Genomic DNA, 23,504 nt, shown 5'->3' on the forward strand with positions numbered 1-23,504 from the left:
CCCACCGGGACGTACCGGCTCGGGCACGGTGCCGGGGGGCCGCAGCCAGGCGGCAGCGCAGCCGCTACCGTGGGTCAGATGAGCCCCGAGGCCCCCTCATCCCCCCGGTCCCTCGCGGAGGCGCTCCGCGCGCGGGACGACGCCTCGCTGGCCGCGCTGCTGCGCGGCCGACCCGACCTCATCACGCCTGTGCCCAGCGACCTCACCCAGTTGGCCACCCGCGCCGGCACCCGCGCCTCGGTGCTGCGCGCCCTGGAACGGCTGGACCGGTTCGCCCTCCAGACCGCCCAGGCCCTGGCCGTCGCCCCGGATCCGGCGCCGTACGACACGCTGCTCGGGCTGCTGGCCGGGGACGAGGGGGACGAAGCCGTCGCCGCCGCGCTGCCCCGCACCGTCGCCGCCCTGCGCGAGCAGGCGCTGGTCTGGGGCGAGGACGACCGGCTGCGCCTGGTGCGCACCGCCCGCGAACTGCTCGCCCCCTCCGCCCAGCACCCCTCCCCGACCGGGCTCGGCCCGACCGTGCGGGAGGCCACCTCGGGCATGTCGCCGGGGCGGATGCAGGAGATCGTCGCCACCGCCGGGCTCCGCTCCACCCACGACTCGGTGTCCGCCGTCACCGCGCTGACCGCCCTGTTCACGGACCGCAAGAAGATGGCCGCGCTGCTCGACGGCGCCCCGGAGGCCGCCCGCGAGGTGCTGTCCCGGCTGATGTGGGGACCGCCGTACGGGCAGGTCACCGCCGACCCCGCCGCCCATCTGCGCTGGCTGCTCGACCGGGGGCTGCTGCTGCCGACCGCGCCCGGCACGGTCGTCCTGCCCCGCGAGGTCGCCCTGCATCTGCGCGGGGGCCGCGCGCACCGGGCGCCTGAACCGCTGCCGCCCGCCGTCGAACCGGCCGCCGTGCACAGCCCGCGGGTCGTCGACGCCACCGCCGCGGGCCAGGCGTTCACCGCCCTCGCCACCGTCGAGGAACTGCTGAAGTCCTGGAACCAGGGCGGCCCCGCCGTCCTGCGCGCGGGCGGGCTGAGCGTGCGCGACCTCAAGCGGACCGCCGTCGCCCTGGACCTGTCCGAGCCGGTCGCCGCCTTCTGGATCGAACTGGCGTATGCCGCCGGTCTCCTCGCCTCCGACGGCGAGGCCGACGAGCGCTACGCCCCCACGCCCGCCTACGACACCTGGCTGGAACGGCCCCCTGCCGAGCGCTGGGCCCATCTCGCCGGTACCTGGCTGACGGCCACCCGCACGGCGGGGCTGATCGGCGGCCGGGACGCCAAGGACCGCACGCTCTCCACGCTCGGCCCGGGTCTCGACCGCTCGGCCGCGCCCGAGGTACGGCACCGGGTGCTGACCCTGCTCGCCGGGCTCCCGGAGGGCGGTGCCCCCTCCGCCGAGGCGGTGCTCGCCCGGCTGAGCTGGGAACGGCCCCTGCGCGGACCTCAGCGCGACAGCACCGAGGACCTGCGCGCCCGGCTCGCCCGCTGGACCCTCGCCGAGTCCGAATCCCTCGGCGTCACGGGCCGGGGCGCCCTCTCCGCCCAGGGCCGCGCCCTGCTGGGCCCGGTGGAGGCGGCGGACGAGTTCGGGTCCGCCCACGGCCCCGACCTCCTCTCCCCCTCCGAACAGGACACCGCCACTGCGGCAGCCGCCCGCCTGCTCGCCCCGCTCCTTCCCGAACCCCTCGACCACGTGCTGCTCCAGGCCGACCTGACGGCGGTGGCACCCGGCCCGCTGCGGCGGCCCCTCGCGGACGTGCTCGGGGTGCTCGCGGACGTGGAGTCCAAGGGCGGCGCGACCGTGTACCGCTTCACCCCCGGCTCGGTGCGCCGCGCGCTCGACGCCGGACAGACCGCCGCCGACCTGCATGCCTTCCTCGCCGAACACTCCCGCACCCCCGTCCCGCAACCGCTCGCCTATCTGATCGACGACGTGGCCCGCCGCCACGGCCACCTCCGGGTCGGCGCCGCCTCCTCCTACGTCCGCTGCGACGACGACGCCGTGCTCAACGAGATCCTGGCCGACAAGCGCGCCGCCGCCCTGCGCCTGCGCCGCCTCGCCCCGACCGTGCTGGCCGCCCCGTGCGACCCCGCCACCCTGCTGGAGGGGCTGCGGTCGATGGGCTACGCCCCCGCCGCCGAGTCCGCCGAGGGCGACGTGCTGATCGCCCGCGCCGACGCCCACCGCACCCCGCCGCGCACCGCGCCCGAGCCGGTGCCGGACGGGCCGCCGCCGCCCGACGCCACCCTGCTGACGGCGGCGATCCGCGCGATCCGCGCGGGCGACCTGGCCGCGACCGCCCCGCGCAAGAGCACCGGCAGCGAGCTCGCCGGCGGCGAGCTGCCCCGCACCAGCCCCGCCGACACCCTGGCCACCCTGCAGGCCGCCGTCCTCACCGGCGGCGCCGTGTGGATCGGTCACGTCAACGCCGAGGGCGCCGCCAGCCAGCGCGTCGTCGCGCCGATCCGCGTCGAGGGCGGCTTCGTGACCGCGTACGACCACACGGCCGACGAGGTCCGCACCTACGCCCTGCACCGGATCACGGGAGTGGCCGAGCTGGCGGAGGACTGACCCGCTTTCTTCACGCATCGGGCACACTGGAGGTTTGGCCGTGCGGAAGGAAGTCATCAGGTGAACGGTCCGCTGATCGTCCAGTCCGACAAAACCCTGCTCCTGGAAGTCGACCACGAGCGGGCCGACGACTGCCGTCGCTCCATCGCGCCCTTCGCCGAGCTGGAGCGGGCACCCGAGCACATCCACACCTACCGCGTCACGCCGCTCGGCCTGTGGAACGCGCGTGCCGCCGGGCACGACGCCGAGCAGGTCGTGGACGCGCTGGTGCAGTTCAGCCGGTATCCGGTGCCGCACGCGCTGCTGGTGGACATCGCCGAGACGATGGACCGCTACGGCAGGCTCACCCTGACCAAGCACCCCGCGCACGGGCTCGTGCTCTCCACCACCGACCGGCCGGTGCTGGAGGAGGTGCTGAAGTCCAAGCGGATCGCCCCGCTGGTCGGCGCCCGCATCGACCCGGACACCGTCGCCGTGCACCCCTCCGAGCGCGGCCAGATCAAGCAGACGCTGCTCAAGCTGGGCTGGCCGGCCGAGGACCTCGCCGGGTACGTGGACGGCGAGGCGCACCCCATCGACCTGGCCGAGGACGGCTGGGCGCTCCGGCCGTACCAGAAGCAGGCCGTGGAGAACTTCTGGCACGGCGGCAGCGGTGTCGTCGTGCTGCCCTGCGGTGCCGGAAAGACCCTGGTCGGCGCCGGTGCCATGGCGCAGGCCAAGTCGACCACCCTGATCCTCGTCACCAACACCGTCTCCGCCCGGCAGTGGAAGCACGAGCTGGTGCGGCGGACCTCGCTCACCGAGGACGAGATCGGTGAGTACAGCGGGACGAAGAAGGAGATCCGGCCGGTCACCATCGCCACCTACCAGGTGCTGACGACCAGGCGGAAGGGCGTCTACCCCCACCTCGAACTCTTCGACTCCCGCGACTGGGGACTGATCCTCTACGACGAGGTCCATCTGCTTCCCGCTCCCGTCTTCAAGTTCACCGCCGACCTCCAGGCGCGCCGGCGGCTCGGACTGACCGCGACGCTGGTCCGCGAGGACGGCCGCGAGTCGGACGTGTTCTCCCTGATCGGGCCCAAGCGGTTCGACGCGCCCTGGAAGGAGATCGAGGCGCAGGGCTACATCGCGCCCGCCGACTGCGTCGAGGTCCGCGTCAACCTCACCGACTCCGAGCGGCTGGCCTACGCCACCGCCGAGACCGAGGAGAAGTACCGCTTCTGTGCGACCACCGCGACCAAGCGGAAGGTCACCGAGGCGATCGTGCGCAAGTTCACCGGGCAGCAGATCCTGGTCATCGGGCAGTACATCGACCAGCTCGACGAGCTGGGCGAGCATCTGAACGCGCCCGTGATCAAGGGCGAGACCTCGAACGCCCAGCGCGAGAAGCTCTTCGACGCCTTCCGTGAGGGCGAGATCAGCGTGCTCGTGGTCTCCAAGGTCGCCAACTTCTCCATCGACCTGCCCGAGGCGACGGTCGCCATCCAGGTGTCCGGCACCTTCGGCTCGCGCCAGGAGGAGGCCCAGCGGCTCGGCCGGGTGCTGCGGCCCAAGGCGGACGGGCACCGGGCGCACTTCTACTCGGTCGTCGCCCGCGACACCATCGACCAGGACTTCGCGGCCCACCGCCAGCGGTTCCTGGCCGAGCAGGGGTACGCCTACCGGATCGTGGACGCCGACGACATCCTCGCGGACGCGGCCACGAAGAACCCTCCGGCGGACTCGCCGGACACCTCGGCGGAGGAAGCGGCCGAGGGCTAGGAGCCGGGGGCCGGGAGGGGCAGGGCGTCATCTGCGGTGGACGCCCGCCTCCTCGCCGTACTCTCCGAGTATCACCACGCCGAAGGCGGCCTGCGCGAAGACCTTGATCGCGCGCAGGGCGTCGCCGAGCAGGTGGCGGTGGGACGCTCCGGCGAGGGCCGTGGCACCGTTCGGCGGCCGGGCCTGGAGCGAATGGACGGGATGGATGGCTGCTGCGCTCATGTCTCCATGGTGAGACTTCGGCCATCGGAGTGGTATCGGCTCACGGGTGGGTGTTCCCGGCGTCCGTCTGGACCTCCGGGTGGAGATCCACCCCTCCACCCTCGGGGTTCCGCCCCCTAGGGGGCCCAGCACCACCGCGGCTTCTGCGCAACTCGGCATCGGCCCGGGTCCCCGCGCGCCGGCCGCGCCCGGCCCCACCCCCGACCAGCCGAATATCCATTGGCCCCCGCCCCACCGCCCCCTCTACAATCTCCGCTCTTGCCCGCCTCCACCTCGGAGTGCCGCCGTCCGGACGGCAACCGGACGGCACCGTCACAGCCACGCAGCAGGCCCTTCCGGAGGCACACCCTTGTCCGCGACAGCCCACGACCAGCCGGCCGGCCACGACACGCGCGACGACCCCGGCGCCCCCGACGATCCCCTGGCCCGCGAGCGCGCCCACCTCGCCGCGTCCCGTACCGCCCTGCGCGCCATGCGCGAGGACGCCCAGGCGCTGAACATCAAGGACGTCACCGCGAACTGGGTCAACGCGGCGGTGCTCGCCCGCCAGATCGAGGAGCGGATCAAGGCGCTGGCCGATCTCAGCGACACCCCGCTGTTCTTCGGGCGGCTGGACTATCTGCACGCACCGGGTGTGGACCGGGCGGAGGGGGCGGAGGGCGAGCAGTTCTACATCGGGCGGCGGCATGTGCACGACGCCGACGGCGACCCCATGGTCATCGACTGGCGCGCCCCCGTCTCGCAGCCGTTCTACCGGGCGTCCAAGAAGGACCCGATGGACATCGCGCTGCGCCGCCGCTTCGGCTACACCGGCGGCGAGCTGACCGCGTACGAGGACGAGCATCTGTCGGACCCGGCGGAGGCGGCGGCCACCAGCAAGCTGCTCCAGCAGGAGATCGAGCGGCCGCGCGTCGGCCCCATGCGCGACATCGTCGCGACCATCCAGCCCGAGCAGGACGAGATCGTCCGCAGCGGGCTCGGCGGCACCGTCTGTGTGCAGGGCGGACCCGGCACCGGCAAGACCGCCGTCGGCCTGCACCGTGTCGCCTATCTGCTCTACGCCCACCGGGAACGCCTCGCCCGCACCGGCACCCTGGTGATCGGACCGAACCGGTCCTTCCTCCACTACATCGAGCAAGTCCTGCCGGCTCTCGGTGAGTTGAGCGTGCAGCAGGCCACCGTGGACGACCTGGTCGCGCACGTGGAGGTACGCGGCACCGACGACGCCCGCGCGGCCGTGATCAAGGGCGACGCGCGGCTCGCGGAGGTGCTGCGCCGGGCGCTGTACGCGCACGTCACGATGCCGACCGAACAGGTGCTGGTTGTGCGCGGATCGCGGCGCTGGCGGGTCTCGGCGTACGAACTGGAGGAGATCGTAAGGGAGTTGCTGGAGCGCGACATCCGCTACGGCGCCGCGCGCGAGGCGCTCCCGCAGCGGATCGCGCACGCGGTACTCGTCCAGATGGAGCGGGCCGGGGAAGCCCCGGACGACCGGGTGCAGAACTCGGTCGCGCGCAACAGCGCGGTCAAGGCGGCCGTCAAGTCCCTCTGGCCGCCCGTCGATCCGGCGAAGCTGGTGCTGCGGCTGCTCACCGACGAGGCGTTCCTCGCGGAGCACGCGGCGGGCATCCTGGACGAGGACGAGCAGAAGGCGATTCTCCACGCGAAGCCGGTGCGCAGCGTGAAGTCGGCCAAGTGGTCGGCCGCCGATGCCGTGTTGGTGGACGAGGCGGCGGACCTGATCCAGCGCACGTCCTCGCTCGGCCATGTCGTGGTGGACGAGGCGCAGGACCTGTCCCCCATGCAGTACCGCGCCGTCGGCCGCCGCTGCACCACCGGTTCCGCGACCGTCCTCGGCGACCTCGCGCAGGGCACCACGCCCTGGGCGACGCGGAGTTGGGAGAAGGCACTGGGTCATCTCGGCAAGGCGGACGGCGTGATCGAGGAGCTGACCGCCGGTTTCCGTGTGCCGACGGACGTGATCACGTACGCCTCCCGGCTGCTGCCGCACATCGCGCCCGGTCTCACCCCGGTCGCCTCGGTGCGTGAGAACCCCGGTTTCTTCGAGGTGCGCGGGGCCGAGGGCACGGACGAAGCGATCGCCGCCTGCGAGGAGTTGCTGCGCAACGAGGGCTCGACCGGTCTCATCGCGGCCGACGCCCGCGTCCCCGCGCTCGCGGAGGCGCTGACCGCGGCCGGGATCGGCTTCCTCGCGCCCGGCGAGGAGACCACCCGCGAGACCCGGCTGACCCTCGTACCGGCCTCGCTGGCCAAGGGGCTCGAGTACGACTACGTCGTCCTGGACGAGCCGCAGGCCGTGGTGGACGGCGAGCCGGACGAACGCACCGGGCTGCGGCGGCTGTACGTGGCCCTGACCCGTGCGGTGTCGGGCCTGATCGTGACGCACACGGCCGCGCTGCCCGCACAACTGGCTGGATAGGGTTGGCCGGGACCGCCGTCACGCCATCTCCCCGCTGAAGGACTCCCGTTGAGCGCGCCCCCGCCTCCCGCCGCCCCAGCCTCGCAGCCGCACCCGAACGGGCCGGGGGGTGCGCCGGCCGGAGGGCCGCCCGGGCCCTACGGGTATCCGGCGCCGGGGCCGTACGCGCAGGCACCGGGGGCACCCGGGCCGTATCCGCAGGTACCGGGCCCGTATCAGCAGCAGTCCGGCCCGCCGCCGTCCCCGCAGCACGCCGGGCAGCCGTACCCGCGGACCCCCGACCCGTACGCGCACGTGACCGCGCCGCCGTACCCACAGGCTCCCGGTCCCTACCGGGGCGCCCCCGGACAGGCGGCGTACCCCGCGCCGCACTCCCCCTACGGGACGGATCAGGGCGCCTGCCAGGTGTGCGGGGCCGCGCCCGCCGCGCAGGTGACCTTCCGGGGCCATCAGGGCCTGATCGTGATCATGCGGTCGCTGCGGCGGCGGGGTGTGTTCTGCCGTCCGTGCGGGCTGGCGGTGTTCCGGGACATGCAGGCGAACACGCTGATCGCGGGATGGTGGGGGCCGCTGTCGGCCGTCATCACGCCGATCGTCCTGCTGATGAACCTCGGCGCGCTGTCCCGCGTGAAGAAGCTGCCGGAGCCGGTCGCGTTCGGACCGCGTCCGCCGCTGGACCCGGGGCGCCCGGTGTTCCGGCGCCCGCAGGGGATCATCGCGCTGGTCCCGCTCGGCCTGCTGGCGCTGCTGGTCCTCGCCGTGCCGCTGCTGGCGATCGTCGGCGCGGTCACGGACTCGGGCGAGCCACAGCCGCTGACGGCGGGTTCGTGCGTCCACAACGACGGCACGGTCACCGACCAGGACCTCGGCGTGGTGCCCTGCGACTCCTCCGAGGCGCAGTACCGCGTGCTCTACCAGTCGGACGACAAGTGCGGTCCGGGCGACTATCTGGCGGACCCGCAGTACAGCGCGGACGGCGTGACAGTGCTGTGCCTCCGGCCACTGGACGCGGCGGACCGGTAGCCGGAGCCGGCACAGCGGCGGGTCAGTCGCCGACGCGGCTCACGGCCGTGCCGACCCGTTCCGGCTCCCCGTCCAGCTCGGCCCGCCAGCGGGCCACCGCCTCCGCGCGGACCGGACCCCGCCAGCCCTGCGGACGGGCCGCGCCGCCGATGTGGAAGGCGTCGATGCCGGCGGCGCGCAGGCGGGGGACGTGGTCGAGGCGGAGGCCGCCGCCGACCATGATGCGGGGTTCGTAGCCGGGACGGCCGGTGTGCGCGGCCTCGGCCAGCAGCGTGTCGATGCCGTCGTCGACCCCTCCGGGGGCGCCTGCCGTGAGGTAGGTGTCGAGTCCGGGCAGCCCCGACAGGGCCGTGCGCAGGGTGTCCCGGTCGGCGGCGCGGTCGATGGCGCGGTGGAAGGTCCACCGGCTGCCGTCGAGCGCGCCGACGACGCGTTCCACGGCGGCCAGGTCCACATCCCCCACGGGGTCCAGGAAGCCGAGCACGAACTGGTCCGCGCCCGCCTCCCGCAGCTCGCCCGCCACCTCGACCAGGTGCTCCACGTCCCCGGCCGCGAAGCCGTCCGTCAGCCGCAGCATCACGCGCAGGTCGATCCCGACGGCGTCCCGGATCGCGGCGACGACGGCGGGCGCCGGGGTGAGCCCGTCGGCCGCCATCTCCGTGACCAGCTCCAGCCGGTCCGCGCCTCCGGCCTGAGCGGCCACCGCGTCCTCGACATCGAGGGCGATCACCTCCAGGACTGCACGCTCACTCATGCGACCCCTTCCGTCGATGGCCCCTGAGCCGGGCACAGGTCTAGTCCAATCTCAGGGTACGTCGGAAGGACACCGCGCTGTAACCACGCCGACCCCGGGGGTGTTCGACACCGCCACCCAGTGTGAAACGCCCCTCCCGACGCGCGACGACTCACCGCGAGAGAATCGCCCCATGCCCGACCTCGACGCCCTCCGCAGCCGCTTCGCCCGCGCCCTCGAAGCCGCCCGCGCCCCCCAGGGCACCCCCGACCCCGCCCCCTACGCCGACAACCTCCTCACCCGCTGGCAGGAGCCCCAGCGGAAGTACCACACGCTCGACCACCTCACCGCCGTACTCGACCGCGTGGACCTCCTCGCGGAGTACGCCGACGACCCGGACCTCGTCCGGCTTGCCGCCTGGTTCCACGACGCCGTGTATCTGCCGGACCGCTCGGAGAACGAGGAGCGGTCGGCACGGCTGGCCGAACGGGCGCTGACCGAGGCGGGGTTGAGCGAGGAGGGGACCGCCGAGGTGGCCCGGCTGGTGCGGCTCACCGTGGACCACGACCCGGCCGGGGACGACCGCAACGGGCAGGTGCTGTGCGACGCCGACCTGGCGATCCTGGCCGCGCCGCCGTCCGCGTACGCCGCGTACACCGCCGAGATCCGTGACGAGTACCACTTCGTCCCCTCCGACGCCTTCCGCGAGGGACGTTCGGCCGTGCTGCGCCAACTGCTCGATCTGCCGGGGCTGTTCCACACCCCGTACGGGCGGGAGCACTGGGAGGCCACCGCCCGCTACAACCTCGGCGGCGAGCTGGAAATGCTGTCGCCCTGACCCGCCCGGCCCCCTAGGGTTCGCCCCATGCGACTGATGAACGGGGAACGGGTCACCGAGGCGGTCACCGGATGCGTGGCGGCCCTGCGCCCGGCGGTGGACCGCGACTGGAGCACCGTGCCGGCGGGCGGCCTGGACTGGGACTGCCACGCCACCGCCATGCACGTCGCGGACGACCTCATGGCCTACGCCGCCAACCTGGCCGGGGGCGCGCGCGACGACTACGTCCCCTTCGAGCTGGCGCTGGAGCCCGGCACGGACAACGCCGGGCTGCTGCACGTGATCGAGACGACCGGCGCCCTGCTCGCCGCCGCCGTCACGACCGCGCCGCCCGACGCCCGCGCGTACCACCCGCACCCCTTCGGCAGCGCCGACCGCGAGGGCTTCGCCGCGATGGGCATCGCGGAGGTCCTGCTGCACACCTACGACATCACCCAGGGCCTCGGCCTGCCGTACGAGCCCGCCGACGACCTCGCGGACGCGGTCCTGAACTGGATCTTCCCGCACGTCCAGCCCGGTCCGGACGCCTGGCCGACCCTGCTGTGGGCCACCGGCCGGGGCGAACTGCCCGGCCGCCCGCCGGTCACCGCGTGGCGCTGGTGCAACAACCTGGCCATCCCGGCCGAACGCCTCACCCTGACCGGCGTACGCCCCGCCGCCGCCCGCGACCTGCGCCTCGGCGGCGACGGCGGCTTCGACTGGCTCGGCGGCGGACCGTACGAGGGGACGCGCGAGGCGGCCGGTTTCCTGGTCAAGGCGTACGAAGCGGGCCTGCTCCGCCCCGAGTTCGGCGTCTTCGCGCTCGTCCGCGCCGAGGACGGACGCGCCCTCGGCGGCATCGGCTTCCACGGCTCGCCGGACGCGTACGGCCGCGTCGAGATCGGCTACGACCTCGTCCCCGACGCCCGTGGCCACGGCTACGCCACGGAGGCCGCCCGCGCCCTCACCGCCTGGGCACTGGCCCGCGACGACGTCCGTACGGTGATCGCCACCGTCGAACCGGAGAACACCCCCTCCCAGCGCGTCCTGACCCGCGCCGGTTTCCGCCCGGCGACCCCGGAGGAGGAGCGGGAGGCACGGGAGCGGCACGGCACGGCGGAGGATCTGCGGCTGTACCTCAACGAGGGCTAGGAGGCGTCTCCCCCTGGGGAGCGCTCCTCAGGCACCCCCCAGGGCCTGTCCGGCGCGCTCACGGCAGCCGCGACCCGCTCCCCTTGCGCCGCCGCAGCCCCGCGGCCAGCAGCAGCCGTACGACCTCGCGGCTGCGGACCTCCACCGCGCCCGCGGCGACCGCGTCGGCGTAGCGGTGGGAGGGGATGTCGTAGTGGTCGCGCTCGAAGGCGCGGCGGGGGACGCCGAGGCGGGCGGCGAAGTCGTGGAGTTCGTCGTACGACGCGTCGCTGACCAGGTGGGACCACATGCGGCCGTGTCCGGGCCAGGTGGGCGGGTCGATGTAGACGGTCACGGACGCCTCGCGGGGTCGCCTACGAGCCGGGGCGGGTGGTCGTCGGCCAGGTCGCCTGCGCGCCGGCGCGTCCGGTTGCCCGCGGCGTCGCCCGCGGTCCGAGGGGTGCGACTGCTCGCGCGCGCCCCCGGCGTACGACCGCTCTCGCACGCCTCCGTACCGCCCCTCACGCCGACGTGTTCCCGCCCAGGGCGTGCCCCAGGTGACCGACCGGGGCCACGTCGATACCCGCCTCGTGGCAGACCCAGTGGGGGTCGGGGCCCAGTTCGGGCTCGACGTCCAGGGCGTGGGGGTCGCCCGAGCCGCAGGCGGGACACAGGGGCCAGCGGCCCTGCCGGTCGAGCAGGGCGTCCTGGACGTCCTGGGCGACGAGTCCGGCCAGGAAGTCGGCGCCCTCCGGCCACTGTTCGACCCACCAGCGGCGCTGGGAGAGAGACTCCTCCACCAGCGAGACCACGTCTGCCTGGGCGACCTCGCTTGCCATGAGGTCGGCGAGGACGAGGGCGCGGGCGGCGTGCAGGGCCTGTTCCAGCGGGGCGACGGACCCGGAGCCGTCGGCCATGGCGGACGCGCCGGGCTCGGCCGCCGCACGCGACTCGGCGGGCTCGACCAGCCCACCCGCCTCATGGGGCTCACCCGTCACACCGGGATCGGCGAGCCCAGCCGCCTCACCAGCCTCAGCCGCCCCGGCCGACTCGACCGGCTCAACAGACTCGACCGGCTCGACCGGCTCGACCGGCTCCGACGTATCTGCGGAATCTGCGGGTTCTGCGGGATCTGCCATGCTCCCATTGTCCGCGCTCTTGACCCCACCGCCGAGCCGAAAATATCTTTCAGGGATGACCCGGGACGTGAAGGAAACTTTCGGCAGCCCGGGCGGCTCACTCGCCGCCAAGGTGCGGACGCTCGGCCCCTCCATGACCCGCTCCATGCACCGCGTCGCGGAGGCCGTCGCGAGCGACCCGGCCGGCTGCGCCGCGCTCACGGTCACCGGTCTCGCGGAGCTGACCGGTACCAGCGAGGCCACCGTCGTCCGCACCGCCCGCCTGCTCGGTTACCCCGGCTACCGCGACCTGCGCCTCGCCCTCGCCGGTCTCGCAGCCCGGCAGGAGTCCGGGCAGGCCCCCGCCATCACGACCGACATCGCGGTGGACGACTCCCTCGCCGACGTGGTCGCCAAGCTCGCCTACGAGGAGCGGCAGACCCTCGCGGACACGGCCGCCGGACTCGACACCGTGCAGCTCGGCGCCGCCGTCACCGCGCTCGCGACCGCCCGGCGCACGGACGTGTACGGCATAGGCGCCTCCGGTCTCGTCGCCCAGGACCTCACACAGAAGCTGCTGCGGATCGGTCTCCTGGCCCATGCGCCCGGCGACCCGCACCTCGCGGTGACGAACGCGGTCCAGTTGCGCGCGGGCGACGTGGCGATCGCCATCACCCACTCGGGCTCGACCGGCGACGTGATCGAACCCCTGCGGGTCGCGTTCGAGCGCGGCGCGACCACCGTCGCGATCACCGGCCGCCCGGACTCGCCCGTGACGCAGTACGCGGACCACGTGCTGACCACCTCCACCTCACGCGAGAGCGAGCTGCGACCCGCCGCGATGTCCTCGCGGACGAGTCAACTCCTCGTCGTGGACTGTCTGTTCGTGGGCGTGGCGCAGCGGACGTACGACAGCGCGGCCCCCGCCCTCGCGGCGTCGTACGAGGCCCTGGCCCACCGCCACCGGAGTGCTCCGCGCTGACCGCGCCCGGACCATCGGCGTTACAGGAAGACCTGGGAACCCACCGGAAAGAGCCGCACCTCGATGACCGATTCCCCCCGTCTCCAGACCGAGCTGGCCGCGCTGACCACCGAGGCGTTCCGCCCCGAGCTGGCCGACATCGACGTCCTGCCCACCCTCGACATCGCCCGCCTGATGAACGGCGAGGACGCGGGCGTACCGGCGGCGGTGGCCGCGCGCCTGCCGGAGATCGCCGCCGCGATCGACGCCGTGGCCGACCGCATGGCGCGCGGCGGCCGGCTGGTCTACGCGGGCGCGGGCACCGCCGGACGCCTCGGCGTCCTCGACGCCTCCGAGTGCCCGCCCACCTTCAACGCCGCCCCCGGCCAGGTCGTCGGCCTCATCGCGGGCGGCCGCGAGGCGCTGGTCGTCTCGGTCGAGGGCGCGGAGGACTCCCCCGAACTGGCCCGCGCCGACCTCGACGCCCTCAAACTCACCCCCGAGGACGCGGTGCTCGGCGTCTCCGCCTCGGGGCGTACGCCGTACGCCCTCGGCGCGGTGGAGTACGCGGGGGCGCTCGGCGCGCTCACGGTGGGCCTGTCCTGCAACGCGGCCAGCCCCCTCGCCGCCGCCGCCGAGCACGGGATCGAGGTGGTCGTCGGCCCCGAGCTGCTCACCGGCTCCACCCGCCTCAAGGCAGGCACCGCCCAGAAACTCGTCCTCAACATGATCTCGACGATCACCATGATCCGCCTGGGCAAGACCTACGGAAACCTGATGGTCGACGTCCGCGCCTCCAACGCGAAGCTCCGCGCCCGCTCCCGCCGGATCGTCGCCCAGGCGACGGGCGCGCCGGACGCGGAGATCGAACGCGCCCTCGCGGAAGCGGACGGCGAGGTGAAGAACGCGATCCTGATCCTGCTGGCGGGGGTGGACGGCACCACGGCGGCGCGGCTGCTGGAGGAGACGGGGGGACGACTGCGGGAGGCATTGGGGGCGGGGTGAGGCAGGCGCGCGACGGCTGACGGCGGGAGGGTGCGCGAGGGGTACGGCGGTCGGGCGCGAGGCATCTGAAGGCGGCCGGGCGACACCCGCTTTCGTGTCTTTGGGGAGTTGTGTGTGCCACCGCCGGAAAGCCGAAGTCTCCGCGCGTCCCGCGCACGGCCCTGGACACCCCCGCCTTCCGGAGGACTCCGGTGGCGGCGCCGCGTGCCGTGCCCGCCCCGGGGCACCCCCGACGCGCACGCTCAGGGAGTGCGCAACGACTCCGCCCTCGCCTCCGAGATCCTCTCCCTGACCGGCGGTCCCGCCAACGTCACCGCCGTGACCCACTGCCTGACCCGCCTTCGGCTCACCGTCTCCGACCCCGAGGCGGTGGACGGGGACGCGCTGGGGGCGCTGCCCGGGGTGCTGGGGGTGATCGGGAAGGGGGGTACGGCGCTTCAGGTGGTGCTGGGTCCCGGGGTGGTGGAGGGGGTGACGGCGGAGGTGGAGAAGCTGACGCGGGCGACCGCGCCTTCCTCCGCCTCCGGCCCGGCGAAGCCGACCGGACCCGCGATCCTCCGACGCGTGGCGAACGTCTTCGTCCCCCTGATCCCGGCCCTCATCGGCTGCGGTGTCCTCGCGGGGCTCAACGGCCTTCTGGTGAACGCCGGTTGGCTACCGGGGCTCACCCCCGCCCTGGCGGCCGTCGCCTCCGGGTTCATGGCGCTGATCGCGGTGTTCGTCGGCTACCAGGCGGCGAGGGAGTTCGGCGGCACGCCGATCCTGGGCGGTGCGGTGGCGGCGGTGGTCGTCTACCCGGGGGTGGAGAAGGTGACCGCGTTCGGCGTCCACCTCTCCCCCGGCCAGGGCGGAGTCCTCGGCGCGCTGGCCGCCGCGCTGCTCGCCACCAGGGTGGAGAAGTGGTGCCGGGGCCGCCTGCCGGGCGCGCTGGACGTCCTCGTCACCCCCACGGTGACCGTCCTCGTCGCGGGCCTGGTCACGCTGTACGGCCTGATGTACGCCGCCGGAGTCGTCGCCACCGCCCTCGGCACCGGCGCGAACTGGCTGCTCACCACCACCGGCGCCGTCGCGGGTCTGCTCCTCGGCGGGCTGTTCCTCCCCCTGGTGATGCTGGGCCTCCACCAGGCCCTGATCCCCATCCACACCACCCTCATCGAGCAGCAGGGCTACACCGTCCTCCTCCCCCTCCTCGCCATGGCCGGCGCGGGCCAGGTGGGCGGCGCCCTCGCGGTGTACGTCCGCCTGCGCCACGACACCGGACTGCGCACCACGATCCGCTCCGCCCTCCCCGCCGGCCTCCTCGGCGTCGGCGAACCCCTGATCTACGGCGTCTCCCTCCCCCTCGGCCGCCCCTTCGCCACCGCCTGTGTGGGCGGCGCGGCGGGCGGCGCGTTCGTCGGCTTCTTCGCCATGCTCGGCACCAAGGTCGGCGCCACGGCGATCGGCCCCTCGGGCTGGGCCCTGTTCCCGCTGCTGACCGGCAACCGCGGCCCCGGCGTCGCCGCCGCCGTCTACGGCGGCGGCCTCCTGACGGGCTACGCGGTGGGCTTCGCGGCGACGTGGGCGTTCGGCTTCCGCCGGGGCGCGGGGGTGGAGGCGGGGCGGGTGACGGGGCGGGCGCGGGAGACGGCCTGAGAGGGGAGACGAGCCGCCGCGGCCCCGGGGGAATACGCGCCCCTCCCGGGCGAACCCGCGTAACACCTCCGCGTCCCCGCTCGTTCCCCCGGCATGATGAAGGCCCTGCTCACCACCGCCGCTCTCACCGTCTCCGCCGCCGCGCTGGCCGCGCCCGCGCAGGCCGCCGCCGCCAGGAGCGACAGCGGCGACCGTTGGACCGCGACCGACACCGCAGGGTGTGCGGCCGATCTGGCCGTGGCGCCCGTGTTGAAGGCGGCCTCGCCGCTGCCGCTGGGCGAGGCGCCGCCGGCGTGCGGGAAGGGCAGCCTCATCCAGCACGGCAGGTGAAACGGAGCCGGTCCTACGCTGCGCCGCCCGTGTACTCGGCGATCTGGATCAGGTTGCCGCACGTGTCGTCCAGGACGGCGATGACGACCGGCCCCATCTCCGTCGGGTCCTGCGTGAAGCGCACCCCGCGGGCGCGCAGGCGCTCGAACTCGGCGCGTACGTCGTCCACGGCGAAGGACGTGGCCGGGATGCCGTCCTGGACGAGCGCGGAGGTGTACGCCTTGGCGGCGGGGTGGGCGTCGGGCTCCAGCATCAGCTCGGTGCCGTCGGGCTGCTCGGGCGAGACGACGGTCAGCCAGCGGTACTCGCCGACCGGGACGTCGGCCTTCTTCACGAACCCCAGCACTTCGGTGTAGAAGCGCAGGGCCTTGTCCTGGTCGTCGACGAAGACGCTGGCCAGGTTGATCCTCACGGGGAACCCTCCGGTCACATGGGGCTTCGGCACATGGAGCTGCCGCCCATTCTCGGTGCTGCGGCCGCTTTCCCGGGGAGCCCGCCCCGGGTGAGAAGCTGGATCCATGAATCACGCCCAGCTCACCGCGCTCGGTCGTGCCCTCCGGCTGGTCGGGGAGCACGGCGAGTCGCTGACCACCGACACCCCGGACGCCCGGCTGCACGAGGTCAAAACCGATCTGCGCCGCGCGCTGGACCTGCTGGAGGAGAGCCTGGAGGCGGGCGCGCCGCTCACCCGCTGCCCGGAGCACCCGCAGGGCCCGGTGGACACGAGCGCCCCGGACCTGTGCCTGCTGTGCGAGACGCGGCGCCGGTCGGCGCAGCGCGCGGAGTACGGCGGCGGGCCCTCCCGTCCGACGGACGCCCCCGCGAAGTCCCCCTCCCGCTACGGCGTCCGCGCCGAGCGTCCGCAGCCGCAGCAGCGCTGGCTGCCGGAGGCGTGGAACGGCCGCGAGTGGCAGCTCTGCGGCACCCCGCGCCGGGACCGGGCGGAGGCGGAGGCGTACCTGGCCGCCCAGCGACGCGGCTCGCGCCCCGCGATGGCGTACCGCCTGGTGCACGAGTTCACCGACTACGAGGTGCTGCGGGTGTGGGGCACGCCCACATATGTGGACGTCGAGCCGATGGGGAACATGTAGCCGCGCCCTATGGGGGAGGCCAACATGTGGCCCGCCCACACGTCGGCTGCCGCCGGCTCTCACATAGCCCCGGCCCACACAGGCCCACCCCACGCATGACCGCCCCACGCATGACCGCCCCACGCATGACCGCCCCACGCATGACCGCCCCACATAGACGCCGCCCACACACGACAAAGGCGCCGAGCAGGACGTCACGTCCCACCCGGCGCCCAAGCGCCGAACCTCAGCTCAGCGACTGCAGCGCGGCGGCGTCGTACGGCTTCAGCTCGTCGAACCGGCCCGCGAGGACCTTCGCGGCCCACTCCGGGTCCTGGAGGAGCGCACGGCCGATGGCGACCATGTCGTACTCGCCGCTCTCCAGGCCGTCGAGGAGGTCGTCGATGCCCTTGACCGGCGCGCCCTCGCCCTCGAACGCCTTGACGAAGTCGCCGTTCAGACCGACCGAGCCGACGGTGATGACCGGCTTGCCGGTGATCTTCTTGGTCCAGCCCGCGAGGTTGAGATCGGAGCCCTCGAACTCGGGCTCCCAGTAGCGACGGGTGGAGGCGTGGAAGACGTCGACGCCGGCGGCGGCCAGCGGCGTCAGGATCGCCTCGAGCTCCTCCGGGGTCTCGGCGAGACGCGCCGTGTAGTCCTGCTGCTTCCACTGCGAGTAGCGGAAGATGATCGGGAACTCGGCCGACACGCGCTCGCGCACGGCCGCGACGACCTCGGCGGAGAACTGGGCACGGGCGACCGGGTCGCCGCCGTAGGCGTCGGTGCGGCGGTTGGTGCCCTCCCACAGGAACTGGTCGAGGAGGTAGCCGTGGGCACCATGGATCTCGACACCGTCGAAGCCGATGCGCTCGGCGTCGGCGGCGGCCTGCGCGAACGCGGCGATGACGTCGTCCACGTCGGACTGCGTCATGGCCTTGCCCTTGGGCTCGGCACCCTCCTTGTGGACGCCGGAGGGGCCCACGGCGGGAGCGTCCGCGAACGGCGGCTCGCCCTGGCGGCGGACCATGCCGATGTGCCAGAGCTGCGGGACGATCGTGCCGCCCGCCGCGTGCACCTCCTGCGCGACCTTCGCCCAGCCCGCGAGCTGCTCCTCGCCGTGGAAGCGCGGCACGCTGTCGCTCTGACCGGCCGAGTCGTGACCGACGTAGGTGCCCTCGGTGACGATGAGGCCGACACCGTTCGCGGCGCGGCGGGAGTAGTACGACACCACGTTCTCACCGGGGATGCCGCCCGGCGAGAACATGCGGGTCATGGGCGCCATCACGATCCGGTTCGGGACGGTGAGGCCGTTGAGCTGGATCGGGCGGGACAGGAGCTGGGCCGCGCGGGAGGCGGCGGGCGTCGTGACGGTCACCTGGGGGGCTCCTCGTGAGTACGGTGGGGCTACGGTGTTGACCAAGCGGTATGTGCGCACGCAATTGTGCACCCTCTGAAACAACCCCGCCCCCACGACCCCGTATTCCACCCTCCCCCACGCCGCCTTGTGACCCCGGCCACCCGGCACCCCCGGCGCGTCGGACGCGACGCCCGCGCCGCCTTCCCTTCGCGTCCGCCCGCGCCCGCGGTCCGGCTCCATGGAAGGACGCGTGGCTCACCATCCGGGAGAACCCCGCGCGCCCCACAGCCGGCCGTCACCTCACCGACGCGGCCGTCCACTCGGAGTACGACCTCCTGCGCGACGAACTCCCGTGGTACACCTGCCCCGTGGAAACCGCCCCGCGCACCGGGCTCACCGCACGGCCGGCCCGAGCGCCCCTCCGTCCCCGAGGTGGACCGATGAGACCGAGCACCAACCTGTTGAAGGGCCTCGCGGAGGCGTTCGCGTGTCTGACCCTCGGCGCGTTCGGCATCTCGCTGATACCGGGGGGACATTACCTGGCCTGGGTCTACGTCCTCGGCAGCCTGTCCTTCGGATGCGACGCATGGCGCAGATGCAGCCGGGCCCGCCGCGCGCAGCGCCCGGAAACGCCCGAGGGCGGCACCTCCCCCGGAACCCCGGAGGAAAGTGCCGCCCTCGGAAAGGACAGTTGATCCAGAAGAGGATCAGAAGTCCATGTCACCGCCCGGCATACCGCCCGGAGCGGCCGCGGCGGCCTTCTCCGGCTTGTCGGCGATGACGGCCTCGGTGGTGAGGAACAGCGCGGCGATGGAGGCCGCGTTCTGCAGCGCGGAGCGCGTGACCTTCGCCGGGTCGATGATGCCCTCGGCGATCATGTCGACGTACTCGCCGGTCGCGGCGTTCAGGCCGTTGCCGACGGGCAGGTTGCGGACCTTCTCCACGACGACGCCGCCCTCGAGACCACCGTTGACGGCGATCTGCTTCAGCGGGGCCTCCAGCGCGAGCTTGACCGCGTTGGCACCGGTCGCCTCGTCGCCCGACAGCTCCAGCTTGTCGAAGACCTGGCCGGCCTGGAGCAGGGCCACGCCACCACCGGCGACGATGCCCTCCTCGACGGCCGCCTTGGCGTTGCGCACGGCGTCCTCGATGCGGTGCTTGCGCTCCTTCAGCTCGACCTCGGTCGCGGCACCGGCCTTGATGACGGCCACGCCACCGGCGAGCTTCGCGAGGCGCTCCTGGAGCTTCTCGCGGTCGTAGTCGGAGTCGCTGTTCTCGATCTCGGCGCGGATCTGGTTCACGCGGCCCTGCACCTGCTCCGAGGAGCCGGCGCCGTCGACGATCGTGGTCTCGTCCTTGGTGACGACGACCTTGCGGGCGCGGCCCAGGAGGTCCAGCGTCGCGTTCTCGAGCTTGAGACCGACCTCCTCGGAGATGACCTCGCCGCCCGTGAGGATGGCGATGTCGCCGAGCATGGCCTTGCGGCGGTCGCCGAAGCCCGGGGCCTTGACGGCGACGGACTTGAAGGTGCCGCGGATCTTGTTGACGACCAGGGTCGACAGGGCCTCGCCCTCGACGTCCTCGGCGATGATCAGCAGCGGCTTGCCCGACTGCATGACCTTCTCCAGGAGCGGGAGCAGGTCCTTGACCGAGGAGATCTTGGAGTTGGCGATGAGGATGTACGGGTCCTCGAGCACCGCCTCCATGCGCTCCATGTCGGTCGCGAAGTAGGCGGAGATGTAGCCCTTGTCGAAGCGCATACCCTCGGTGAGCTCGAGCTCCAGACCGAAGGTGTTGCTCTCCTCGACGGTGATGACGCCTTCCTTGCCGACCTTGTCCATGGCCTCGGCGATCAGCTCGCCGATCTGGGTGTCGGCGGCGGAGATGGAGGCGGTGGAGGCGATCTGCTCCTTGGTCTCCACGTCCTTGGCCTGCTCGAGCAGGGCGGTGGAGACGGCCTCGACGGCCTTCTCGATACCGCGCTTGAGGGCCATCGGGTTGGCGCCGGCGGCTACGTTGCGCAGGCCCTCCTTGACCAGGGCCTGGGCCAGCACGGTCGCGGTGGTCGTACCGTCGCCGGCGACGTCGTCCGTCTTCTTGGCGACTTCCTTGACCAGCTCGGCGCCGATCTTCTCGTACGGGTCCTCGAGCTCGATCTCCTTGGCGATGGACACACCATCGTTGGTGATCGTGGGGGCGCCCCACTTCTTCTCGAGGACGACGTTGCGGCCCTTGGGGCCGAGCGTCACCTTGACGGCGTCCGCGAGCTGGTTCATGCCGCGCTCGAGGCCGCGCCGCGCCTCCTCGTCGAACGCGATGATCTTGGCCATGTGAAGTGGTCCCTCCAGGACTGGGGGTGATTCCTTCGGACCGCGCCCGCGCCCGCGACGGACGGCTCGCCGGCCTCGTGGTTCCTTGCCCCACCCGGCCTGCGGGCCTCACCGACCCGGTCCTTCGTTGTCACTCTCACCTTCAGAGTGCTAACGCAATGATTAGCACTCGGCATGGTCGAGTGCAAGCGCCTTCGGGGGATCGGACGGGGGACGCGCGCGGGGCGCGCCGAGCGGCGCGGACAGCACGAAGGGCCCGCACCCCGTGCCGGGTGCGGGCCCTTCGAACGTGAGACGTGAGACGGACGTGTGACGCGATGAGACGTTCAGTGCGAGAAACGTTCAGGCGCTGAGGCGAACCATGTCGGCCTGCGGGCCCTTCTGACCCTGCGAGATCTCGAACTCGACCCGCTGGCCCTCCTCAAGGGTGCGGTAGCCGTCCATCTGAATCGCGCTGTAGTGGACGAAGACGTCCGCACCACCGTCTACCGCGATGAAGCCGTAGCCCTTCTCCGCGTTGAACCACTTGACGGTGCCCTGAGCCATGCCTAACTCCCCTATTACTGGCCCTTGCGCAGATCCACCCTTCGCGGACCCGGGTCAGACCTCACCCCCCATGGGTCGGGGGCGTGCGCCGGAACGCGTCGACCGCGGCTGAATGTATCTGTCCAACTGCCGTCTGCAACAGGTCAATCGGACGAGAAATCTGGACGAGACCGGTCCGGAATCTGGCGAGAATTCGGCTGAATTCAGGGCAAGTCGGGCCCCATAAAAACAATAAATGCCGCATATAACCCGTGCATTTTGGCTGCTTCTTGTCGGGCGTGCGGCATGAATCCAAGGTTCCCGACCTGTCGGCCGGGGAGCGCGTTCCCCAACTCTATCGCGCTCAATCACGCAGAATGGCCCCCTCCGTTTCTCTTACGGAGGGGGCCATTCGATGAACAGTTTGTTACCGGCGTTACTGCCGGTAATTCTCAGCCGCCGGCGACCGCCGGAATGATCGACACACCGGCGCCCTCCGGGGTCGGCGTCTGGAGGCCGCCCTCGAAGCGCACGTCGTCGTCGTTGACGTACACGTTGACGAACCGGCGGAGCTTGCCCTCGTCGTCCAGGACGCGCCCGGCGATGCCGGTGTGGTGCTTCTCCAGGTCCTCGATCACCTCGGCGAGCGTCGCCCCCTCGGCGGCGACCTCCGCCTGCCCGCCGGTGTAGGTACGCAGGATGGTGGGGATGCGCACGGTCACGCTCATACGATTCGACCTCCGGTCGCGATGAAAACTGGGCTTGCGTAGTGGCTGCCGGGCCCGCGGCCGCGGCCTGTGGCACCTTGCGTGAGACCTCCGCTCGGATTCGCCCCAGGGGCGGCCGCCACGAAACGGGAGACCCCGTCGGGCGGCCGCCGGATTCCCCGGGACTCCGAGGAGCGGGTCAGGCGAGGCCGGCCCCTCGGAACGACTCGAGGCTCGGGCGAATGGTCGCGGTGAGTCCGGTACCCGCCACCGCGTCCAGGGTCTTCAGGCCGTCACCCGTGTTCAGGACGACGGTGGTGAGCGTCGGGTCCAGTACGCCGTTCTCCAGCAGCTTGCGGGTCACGCCGACCGTCACGCCGCCCGCCGTCTCCGCGAAGATGCCCTCCGTACGGGCCAGGAGCTTGATGGCGTCCACGATCTGGGGGTCCGTCACGTCCTCCACGGCGCCGCCCGTGCGACGGGCGATGTCGAGGACGTACGGCCCGTCGGCCGGGTTGCCGATGGCCAGCGACTTGGCGATGGTGTCCGGCTTCTGGGGCCGTACGACGTCGTGGCCCGCCTTGTACGCGGCCGACACCGGCGAGCAGCCCTCCGCCTGGGCGCCGAAGATCTTGTACGGCTTGTCCTCGACCAGGCCCAGCTGGATCAGCTCCTTGAGCCCCTTGTCGATCTTCGTGAGCTGGGAGCCGGAGGCGATCGGCACCACGAGCTGGTCCGGCAGCTCCCAGCCGAGCTGCTCGCAGATCTCGTACGCCAGCGTCTTGGAGCCCTCGGCGTAGTACGGCCGCAGGTTGACGTTGACGAAGCCCCAGCCCTCGCCGGCCGGGTCGCCGATCAGCTCGGAGCAGAAGCGGTTCACGTCGTCGTAGTTGCCCTCGATGCCGACGAGTTCACCGCCGTAGACCGCGGCCATGACGACCTTGCCCTGCTCCAGGTCGTGCGGGATGAACACGCAGGAGCGCAGCCCCGCGCGGGCCGCCGCGGCGCCGACCGCGCCGGCGAGGTTGCCGGTCGAGGAGCAGGAGAGCGTGGTGAAGCCGAAGGCACGGGCGGCCTCCAGCGCCTGGGCGACCACGCGGTCCTTGAAGGAGTGGGTGGGGTTGCCGGAGTCGTCCTTGACGAACAGGCCGCCGGTGACGCCGAGTTCACGGGCGAGGTTGTCGGCCTTGACCAGGCGGGTCCAGCCGGGGTTGAGGTTCGGCTTGTCGGCGACGTCGGCCGGGACGGGCAGCAGCGGGGCGTAGCGCCAGATGCTGGCGGGGCCGGACTCGATGCGCTTGCGGAGGCTGTCGGCGTCGTAGCCGGAGAAGTCGTAGGCGATCTCCAGCGGGCCGAAACACTCCTCGCAGGCGAAGACCGGGCCGAGCGGCACGCGGTGCCCGCACTCCCGGCAGCTCAGAGCGGCGGCGGGGCCGAGATCGACAGCGGGGGTGGCAATGGTCTGCACAGCCATGGAGGCGAGGCCCTTTCTCCTCATCTTCCTCACGACGCACTTCGCCGTGAGACGGATTTGGCACCTTCCCTAGCCGGGAGCCTCGCGTGGTCGCGGTGTGTCCGCGCACGAGACCGGCTGGAGGGTTGCCGGGGCTTCGCAGGGCCGTGTCCCTCTGCCCCTCTGGATGAGCTGTATGCGGTTGTGGACGCCGATCGTCTCGGACATGCGATGGTCATCGGCGTTGTTCAAGACTGTAACCGAAGGCCAGCACAGTTGAAGGTGTCGTCCGAACCGCGAGACGGGTTCATGGACACC

The 23,504-nt window shown here is 72.7% G+C and carries 22 protein-coding genes and 1 riboswitch; of the genes, 12 read left to right on the plus strand and 10 right to left on the minus strand.

The window, feature by feature from the left end:
- The first annotated feature begins 78 nt into the window (after positions 1-78).
- Together ACWEEU_RS01490 and ACWEEU_RS01495 are read left to right on the plus strand one after the other, a co-directional pair.
- On the plus strand, positions 79-2,565 hold the full coding sequence (locus tag ACWEEU_RS01490) for a helicase-associated domain-containing protein (protein WP_451727280.1): 2,487 nt from the start codon (positions 79-81) through the stop codon (positions 2,563-2,565).
- Positions 2,566-2,625: 60 nt separating this feature from the next.
- Positions 2,626-4,329 (plus strand): DNA repair helicase XPB, encoded by a 1,704-nt coding sequence (locus ACWEEU_RS01495; protein WP_451727285.1) that lies wholly within the window; start codon positions 2,626-2,628, stop codon positions 4,327-4,329.
- A gap of 27 nt (positions 4,330-4,356) precedes the next feature.
- Here the strand turns inward: ACWEEU_RS01495 and ACWEEU_RS01500 are convergent, their stop codons facing one another.
- On the minus strand, positions 4,357-4,551 hold the full coding sequence (locus ACWEEU_RS01500; protein ID WP_385744657.1) for a hypothetical protein: 195 nt from the start codon (positions 4,549-4,551) through the stop codon (positions 4,357-4,359).
- A gap of 349 nt (positions 4,552-4,900) precedes the next feature.
- On the opposite strand from ACWEEU_RS01500, the gene ACWEEU_RS01505 reads away from it, so the two are divergent.
- Together ACWEEU_RS01505 and ACWEEU_RS01510 are read left to right on the plus strand one after the other, a co-directional pair.
- The gene (locus ACWEEU_RS01505; protein ID WP_451727289.1) at positions 4,901-6,991 is read left to right on the plus strand and encodes a HelD family protein; all 2,091 of its coding nucleotides are present in this window, start codon (positions 4,901-4,903) and stop codon (positions 6,989-6,991) included.
- 294 nt (positions 6,992-7,285) lie between these two features.
- Positions 7,286-8,014, plus strand: a complete 729-nt coding sequence (locus tag ACWEEU_RS01510; protein ID WP_451727292.1) for an LppU/SCO3897 family protein — start codon at positions 7,286-7,288, stop codon at positions 8,012-8,014.
- 22 nt (positions 8,015-8,036) lie between these two features.
- Here the strand turns inward: ACWEEU_RS01510 and ACWEEU_RS01515 are convergent, their stop codons facing one another.
- Positions 8,037-8,768, minus strand: coding sequence for a copper homeostasis protein CutC (locus tag ACWEEU_RS01515; RefSeq protein WP_451727295.1), 732 nt, complete (start codon positions 8,766-8,768; stop codon positions 8,037-8,039).
- A 172-nt stretch (positions 8,769-8,940) separates the two neighbouring features.
- Here ACWEEU_RS01515 and ACWEEU_RS01520 point away from each other — a divergent pair, with 172 nt between their 5' ends.
- Both ACWEEU_RS01520 and ACWEEU_RS01525 read left to right on the plus strand, forming a co-directional pair.
- On the plus strand, positions 8,941-9,585 hold the full coding sequence (locus ACWEEU_RS01520) for an HD domain-containing protein (protein ID WP_451727298.1): 645 nt from the start codon (positions 8,941-8,943) through the stop codon (positions 9,583-9,585).
- Between the two features lie 27 nt (positions 9,586-9,612).
- Positions 9,613-10,716: a GNAT family N-acetyltransferase gene (locus ACWEEU_RS01525; protein ID WP_385744667.1), complete on the plus strand. Its 1,104-nt coding sequence runs from the start codon at positions 9,613-9,615 to the stop codon at positions 10,714-10,716.
- Between the two features lie 58 nt (positions 10,717-10,774).
- Here the strand turns inward: ACWEEU_RS01525 and ACWEEU_RS01530 are convergent, their stop codons facing one another.
- Complete coding sequence (locus ACWEEU_RS01530) at positions 10,775-11,050, minus strand: DUF4031 domain-containing protein (protein WP_451727301.1); 276 nt, start codon at positions 11,048-11,050, stop codon at positions 10,775-10,777.
- A gap of 166 nt (positions 11,051-11,216) precedes the next feature.
- Entirely contained in the window at positions 11,217-11,612 is a 396-nt protein-coding gene (locus ACWEEU_RS01535; RefSeq protein ID WP_385744693.1) for a hypothetical protein, read from the minus strand.
- A gap of 277 nt (positions 11,613-11,889) precedes the next feature.
- Between ACWEEU_RS01535 and ACWEEU_RS01540 the strand changes: the two genes are divergently transcribed.
- From ACWEEU_RS01540 to ACWEEU_RS01555, 4 genes are all read left to right on the plus strand, one after another.
- On the plus strand, positions 11,890-12,795 hold the full coding sequence (locus tag ACWEEU_RS01540) for a MurR/RpiR family transcriptional regulator (protein WP_026249017.1): 906 nt from the start codon (positions 11,890-11,892) through the stop codon (positions 12,793-12,795).
- Between the two features lie 63 nt (positions 12,796-12,858).
- Positions 12,859-13,779: an N-acetylmuramic acid 6-phosphate etherase gene (gene murQ / locus ACWEEU_RS01545; RefSeq protein ID WP_385744671.1), complete on the plus strand. Its 921-nt coding sequence runs from the start codon at positions 12,859-12,861 to the stop codon at positions 13,777-13,779.
- 249 nt (positions 13,780-14,028) lie between these two features.
- Positions 14,029-15,414 carry a PTS transporter subunit EIIC gene (locus tag ACWEEU_RS01550; RefSeq protein ID WP_385744673.1) on the plus strand — a complete coding sequence of 462 codons (1,386 nt, stop codon included), beginning with the start codon at positions 14,029-14,031 and terminating at the stop codon, positions 15,412-15,414.
- Between the two features lie 93 nt (positions 15,415-15,507).
- Positions 15,508-15,744, plus strand: a complete 237-nt coding sequence (locus ACWEEU_RS01555; RefSeq protein ID WP_385744675.1) for a hypothetical protein — start codon at positions 15,508-15,510, stop codon at positions 15,742-15,744.
- Positions 15,745-15,757: 13 nt separating this feature from the next.
- Here ACWEEU_RS01555 and ACWEEU_RS01560 read toward each other — a convergent pair whose 3' ends face one another.
- Positions 15,758-16,156: a VOC family protein gene (locus tag ACWEEU_RS01560; RefSeq protein ID WP_451727307.1), complete on the minus strand. Its 399-nt coding sequence runs from the start codon at positions 16,154-16,156 to the stop codon at positions 15,758-15,760.
- Positions 16,157-16,262: 106 nt separating this feature from the next.
- Between ACWEEU_RS01560 and ACWEEU_RS01565 the strand changes: the two genes are divergently transcribed.
- The gene (locus ACWEEU_RS01565; protein ID WP_385744680.1) at positions 16,263-16,835 is read left to right on the plus strand and encodes a hypothetical protein; all 573 of its coding nucleotides are present in this window, start codon (positions 16,263-16,265) and stop codon (positions 16,833-16,835) included.
- 226 nt (positions 16,836-17,061) lie between these two features.
- Here the strand turns inward: ACWEEU_RS01565 and ACWEEU_RS01570 are convergent, their stop codons facing one another.
- Positions 17,062-18,189 (minus strand): NADH:flavin oxidoreductase, encoded by a 1,128-nt coding sequence (locus tag ACWEEU_RS01570; RefSeq protein ID WP_451727311.1) that lies wholly within the window; start codon positions 18,187-18,189, stop codon positions 17,062-17,064.
- Between the two features lie 422 nt (positions 18,190-18,611).
- On the opposite strand from ACWEEU_RS01570, the gene ACWEEU_RS01575 reads away from it, so the two are divergent.
- Positions 18,612-18,866 carry a hypothetical protein gene (locus ACWEEU_RS01575; RefSeq protein ID WP_451727314.1) on the plus strand — a complete coding sequence of 85 codons (255 nt, stop codon included), beginning with the start codon at positions 18,612-18,614 and terminating at the stop codon, positions 18,864-18,866.
- A gap of 12 nt (positions 18,867-18,878) precedes the next feature.
- On the opposite strand, the gene groL is transcribed toward ACWEEU_RS01575, so the two are convergent.
- From groL to thrC, 4 genes are all read right to left on the minus strand, one after another.
- Positions 18,879-20,501 (minus strand): chaperonin GroEL, encoded by a 1,623-nt coding sequence (gene groL / locus ACWEEU_RS01580; RefSeq protein ID WP_018548368.1) that lies wholly within the window; start codon positions 20,499-20,501, stop codon positions 18,879-18,881.
- Positions 20,502-20,843: 342 nt separating this feature from the next.
- Positions 20,844-21,047, minus strand: coding sequence for a cold-shock protein (locus ACWEEU_RS01585; protein WP_004929928.1), 204 nt, complete (start codon positions 21,045-21,047; stop codon positions 20,844-20,846).
- Between the two features lie 431 nt (positions 21,048-21,478).
- On the minus strand, positions 21,479-21,754 hold the full coding sequence (locus tag ACWEEU_RS01590) for a MoaD/ThiS family protein (RefSeq protein WP_385744685.1): 276 nt from the start codon (positions 21,752-21,754) through the stop codon (positions 21,479-21,481).
- 178 nt (positions 21,755-21,932) lie between these two features.
- Positions 21,933-23,207, minus strand: a complete 1,275-nt coding sequence (gene thrC / locus ACWEEU_RS01595) for a threonine synthase (RefSeq protein ID WP_451727319.1) — start codon at positions 23,205-23,207, stop codon at positions 21,933-21,935.
- 17 nt (positions 23,208-23,224) lie between these two features.
- Positions 23,225-23,380: riboswitch (SAM riboswitch) on the minus strand.
- Positions 23,381-23,504 lie beyond the last annotated feature (124 nt).

The sequence above is a fragment of the Streptomyces sp. NPDC005004 genome (genome assembly GCF_053600675.1).

Bases quoted from the DNA above. Each gene is read 5' to 3' on its own strand.
- ACWEEU_RS01490 (WP_451727280.1), top strand. From the start codon at position 79: ATGAGCCCCGAGGCCCCCTCATCCCCCCGGTCCCTCGCGGAGGCGCTC.
- ACWEEU_RS01500 (WP_385744657.1), bottom strand. From the start codon at position 4,551: ATGAGCGCAGCAGCCATCCATCCCGTCCATTCGCTCCAGGCCCGGCCG.
- ACWEEU_RS01515 (WP_451727295.1), bottom strand. From the start codon at position 8,768: ATGAGTGAGCGTGCAGTCCTGGAGGTGATCGCCCTCGATGTCGAGGAC.
- ACWEEU_RS01520 (WP_451727298.1), top strand. From the start codon at position 8,941: ATGCCCGACCTCGACGCCCTCCGCAGCCGCTTCGCCCGCGCCCTCGAA.
- ACWEEU_RS01525 (WP_385744667.1), top strand. From the start codon at position 9,613: ATGCGACTGATGAACGGGGAACGGGTCACCGAGGCGGTCACCGGATGC.
- ACWEEU_RS01535 (WP_385744693.1), bottom strand. From the start codon at position 11,612: ATGGCCGACGGCTCCGGGTCCGTCGCCCCGCTGGAACAGGCCCTGCAC.
- ACWEEU_RS01540 (WP_026249017.1), top strand. From the start codon at position 11,890: ATGACCCGGGACGTGAAGGAAACTTTCGGCAGCCCGGGCGGCTCACTC.
- murQ (WP_385744671.1), top strand. From the start codon at position 12,859: ATGACCGATTCCCCCCGTCTCCAGACCGAGCTGGCCGCGCTGACCACC.
- ACWEEU_RS01555 (WP_385744675.1), top strand. From the start codon at position 15,508: ATGATGAAGGCCCTGCTCACCACCGCCGCTCTCACCGTCTCCGCCGCC.
- ACWEEU_RS01565 (WP_385744680.1), top strand. From the start codon at position 16,263: ATGAATCACGCCCAGCTCACCGCGCTCGGTCGTGCCCTCCGGCTGGTC.
- ACWEEU_RS01575 (WP_451727314.1), top strand. From the start codon at position 18,612: ATGAGACCGAGCACCAACCTGTTGAAGGGCCTCGCGGAGGCGTTCGCG.
- groL (WP_018548368.1), bottom strand. From the start codon at position 20,501: ATGGCCAAGATCATCGCGTTCGACGAGGAGGCGCGGCGCGGCCTCGAG.
- ACWEEU_RS01585 (WP_004929928.1), bottom strand. From the start codon at position 21,047: ATGGCTCAGGGCACCGTCAAGTGGTTCAACGCGGAGAAGGGCTACGGC.
- ACWEEU_RS01590 (WP_385744685.1), bottom strand. From the start codon at position 21,754: ATGAGCGTGACCGTGCGCATCCCCACCATCCTGCGTACCTACACCGGC.
- thrC (WP_451727319.1), bottom strand. From the start codon at position 23,207: ATGGCTGTGCAGACCATTGCCACCCCCGCTGTCGATCTCGGCCCCGCC.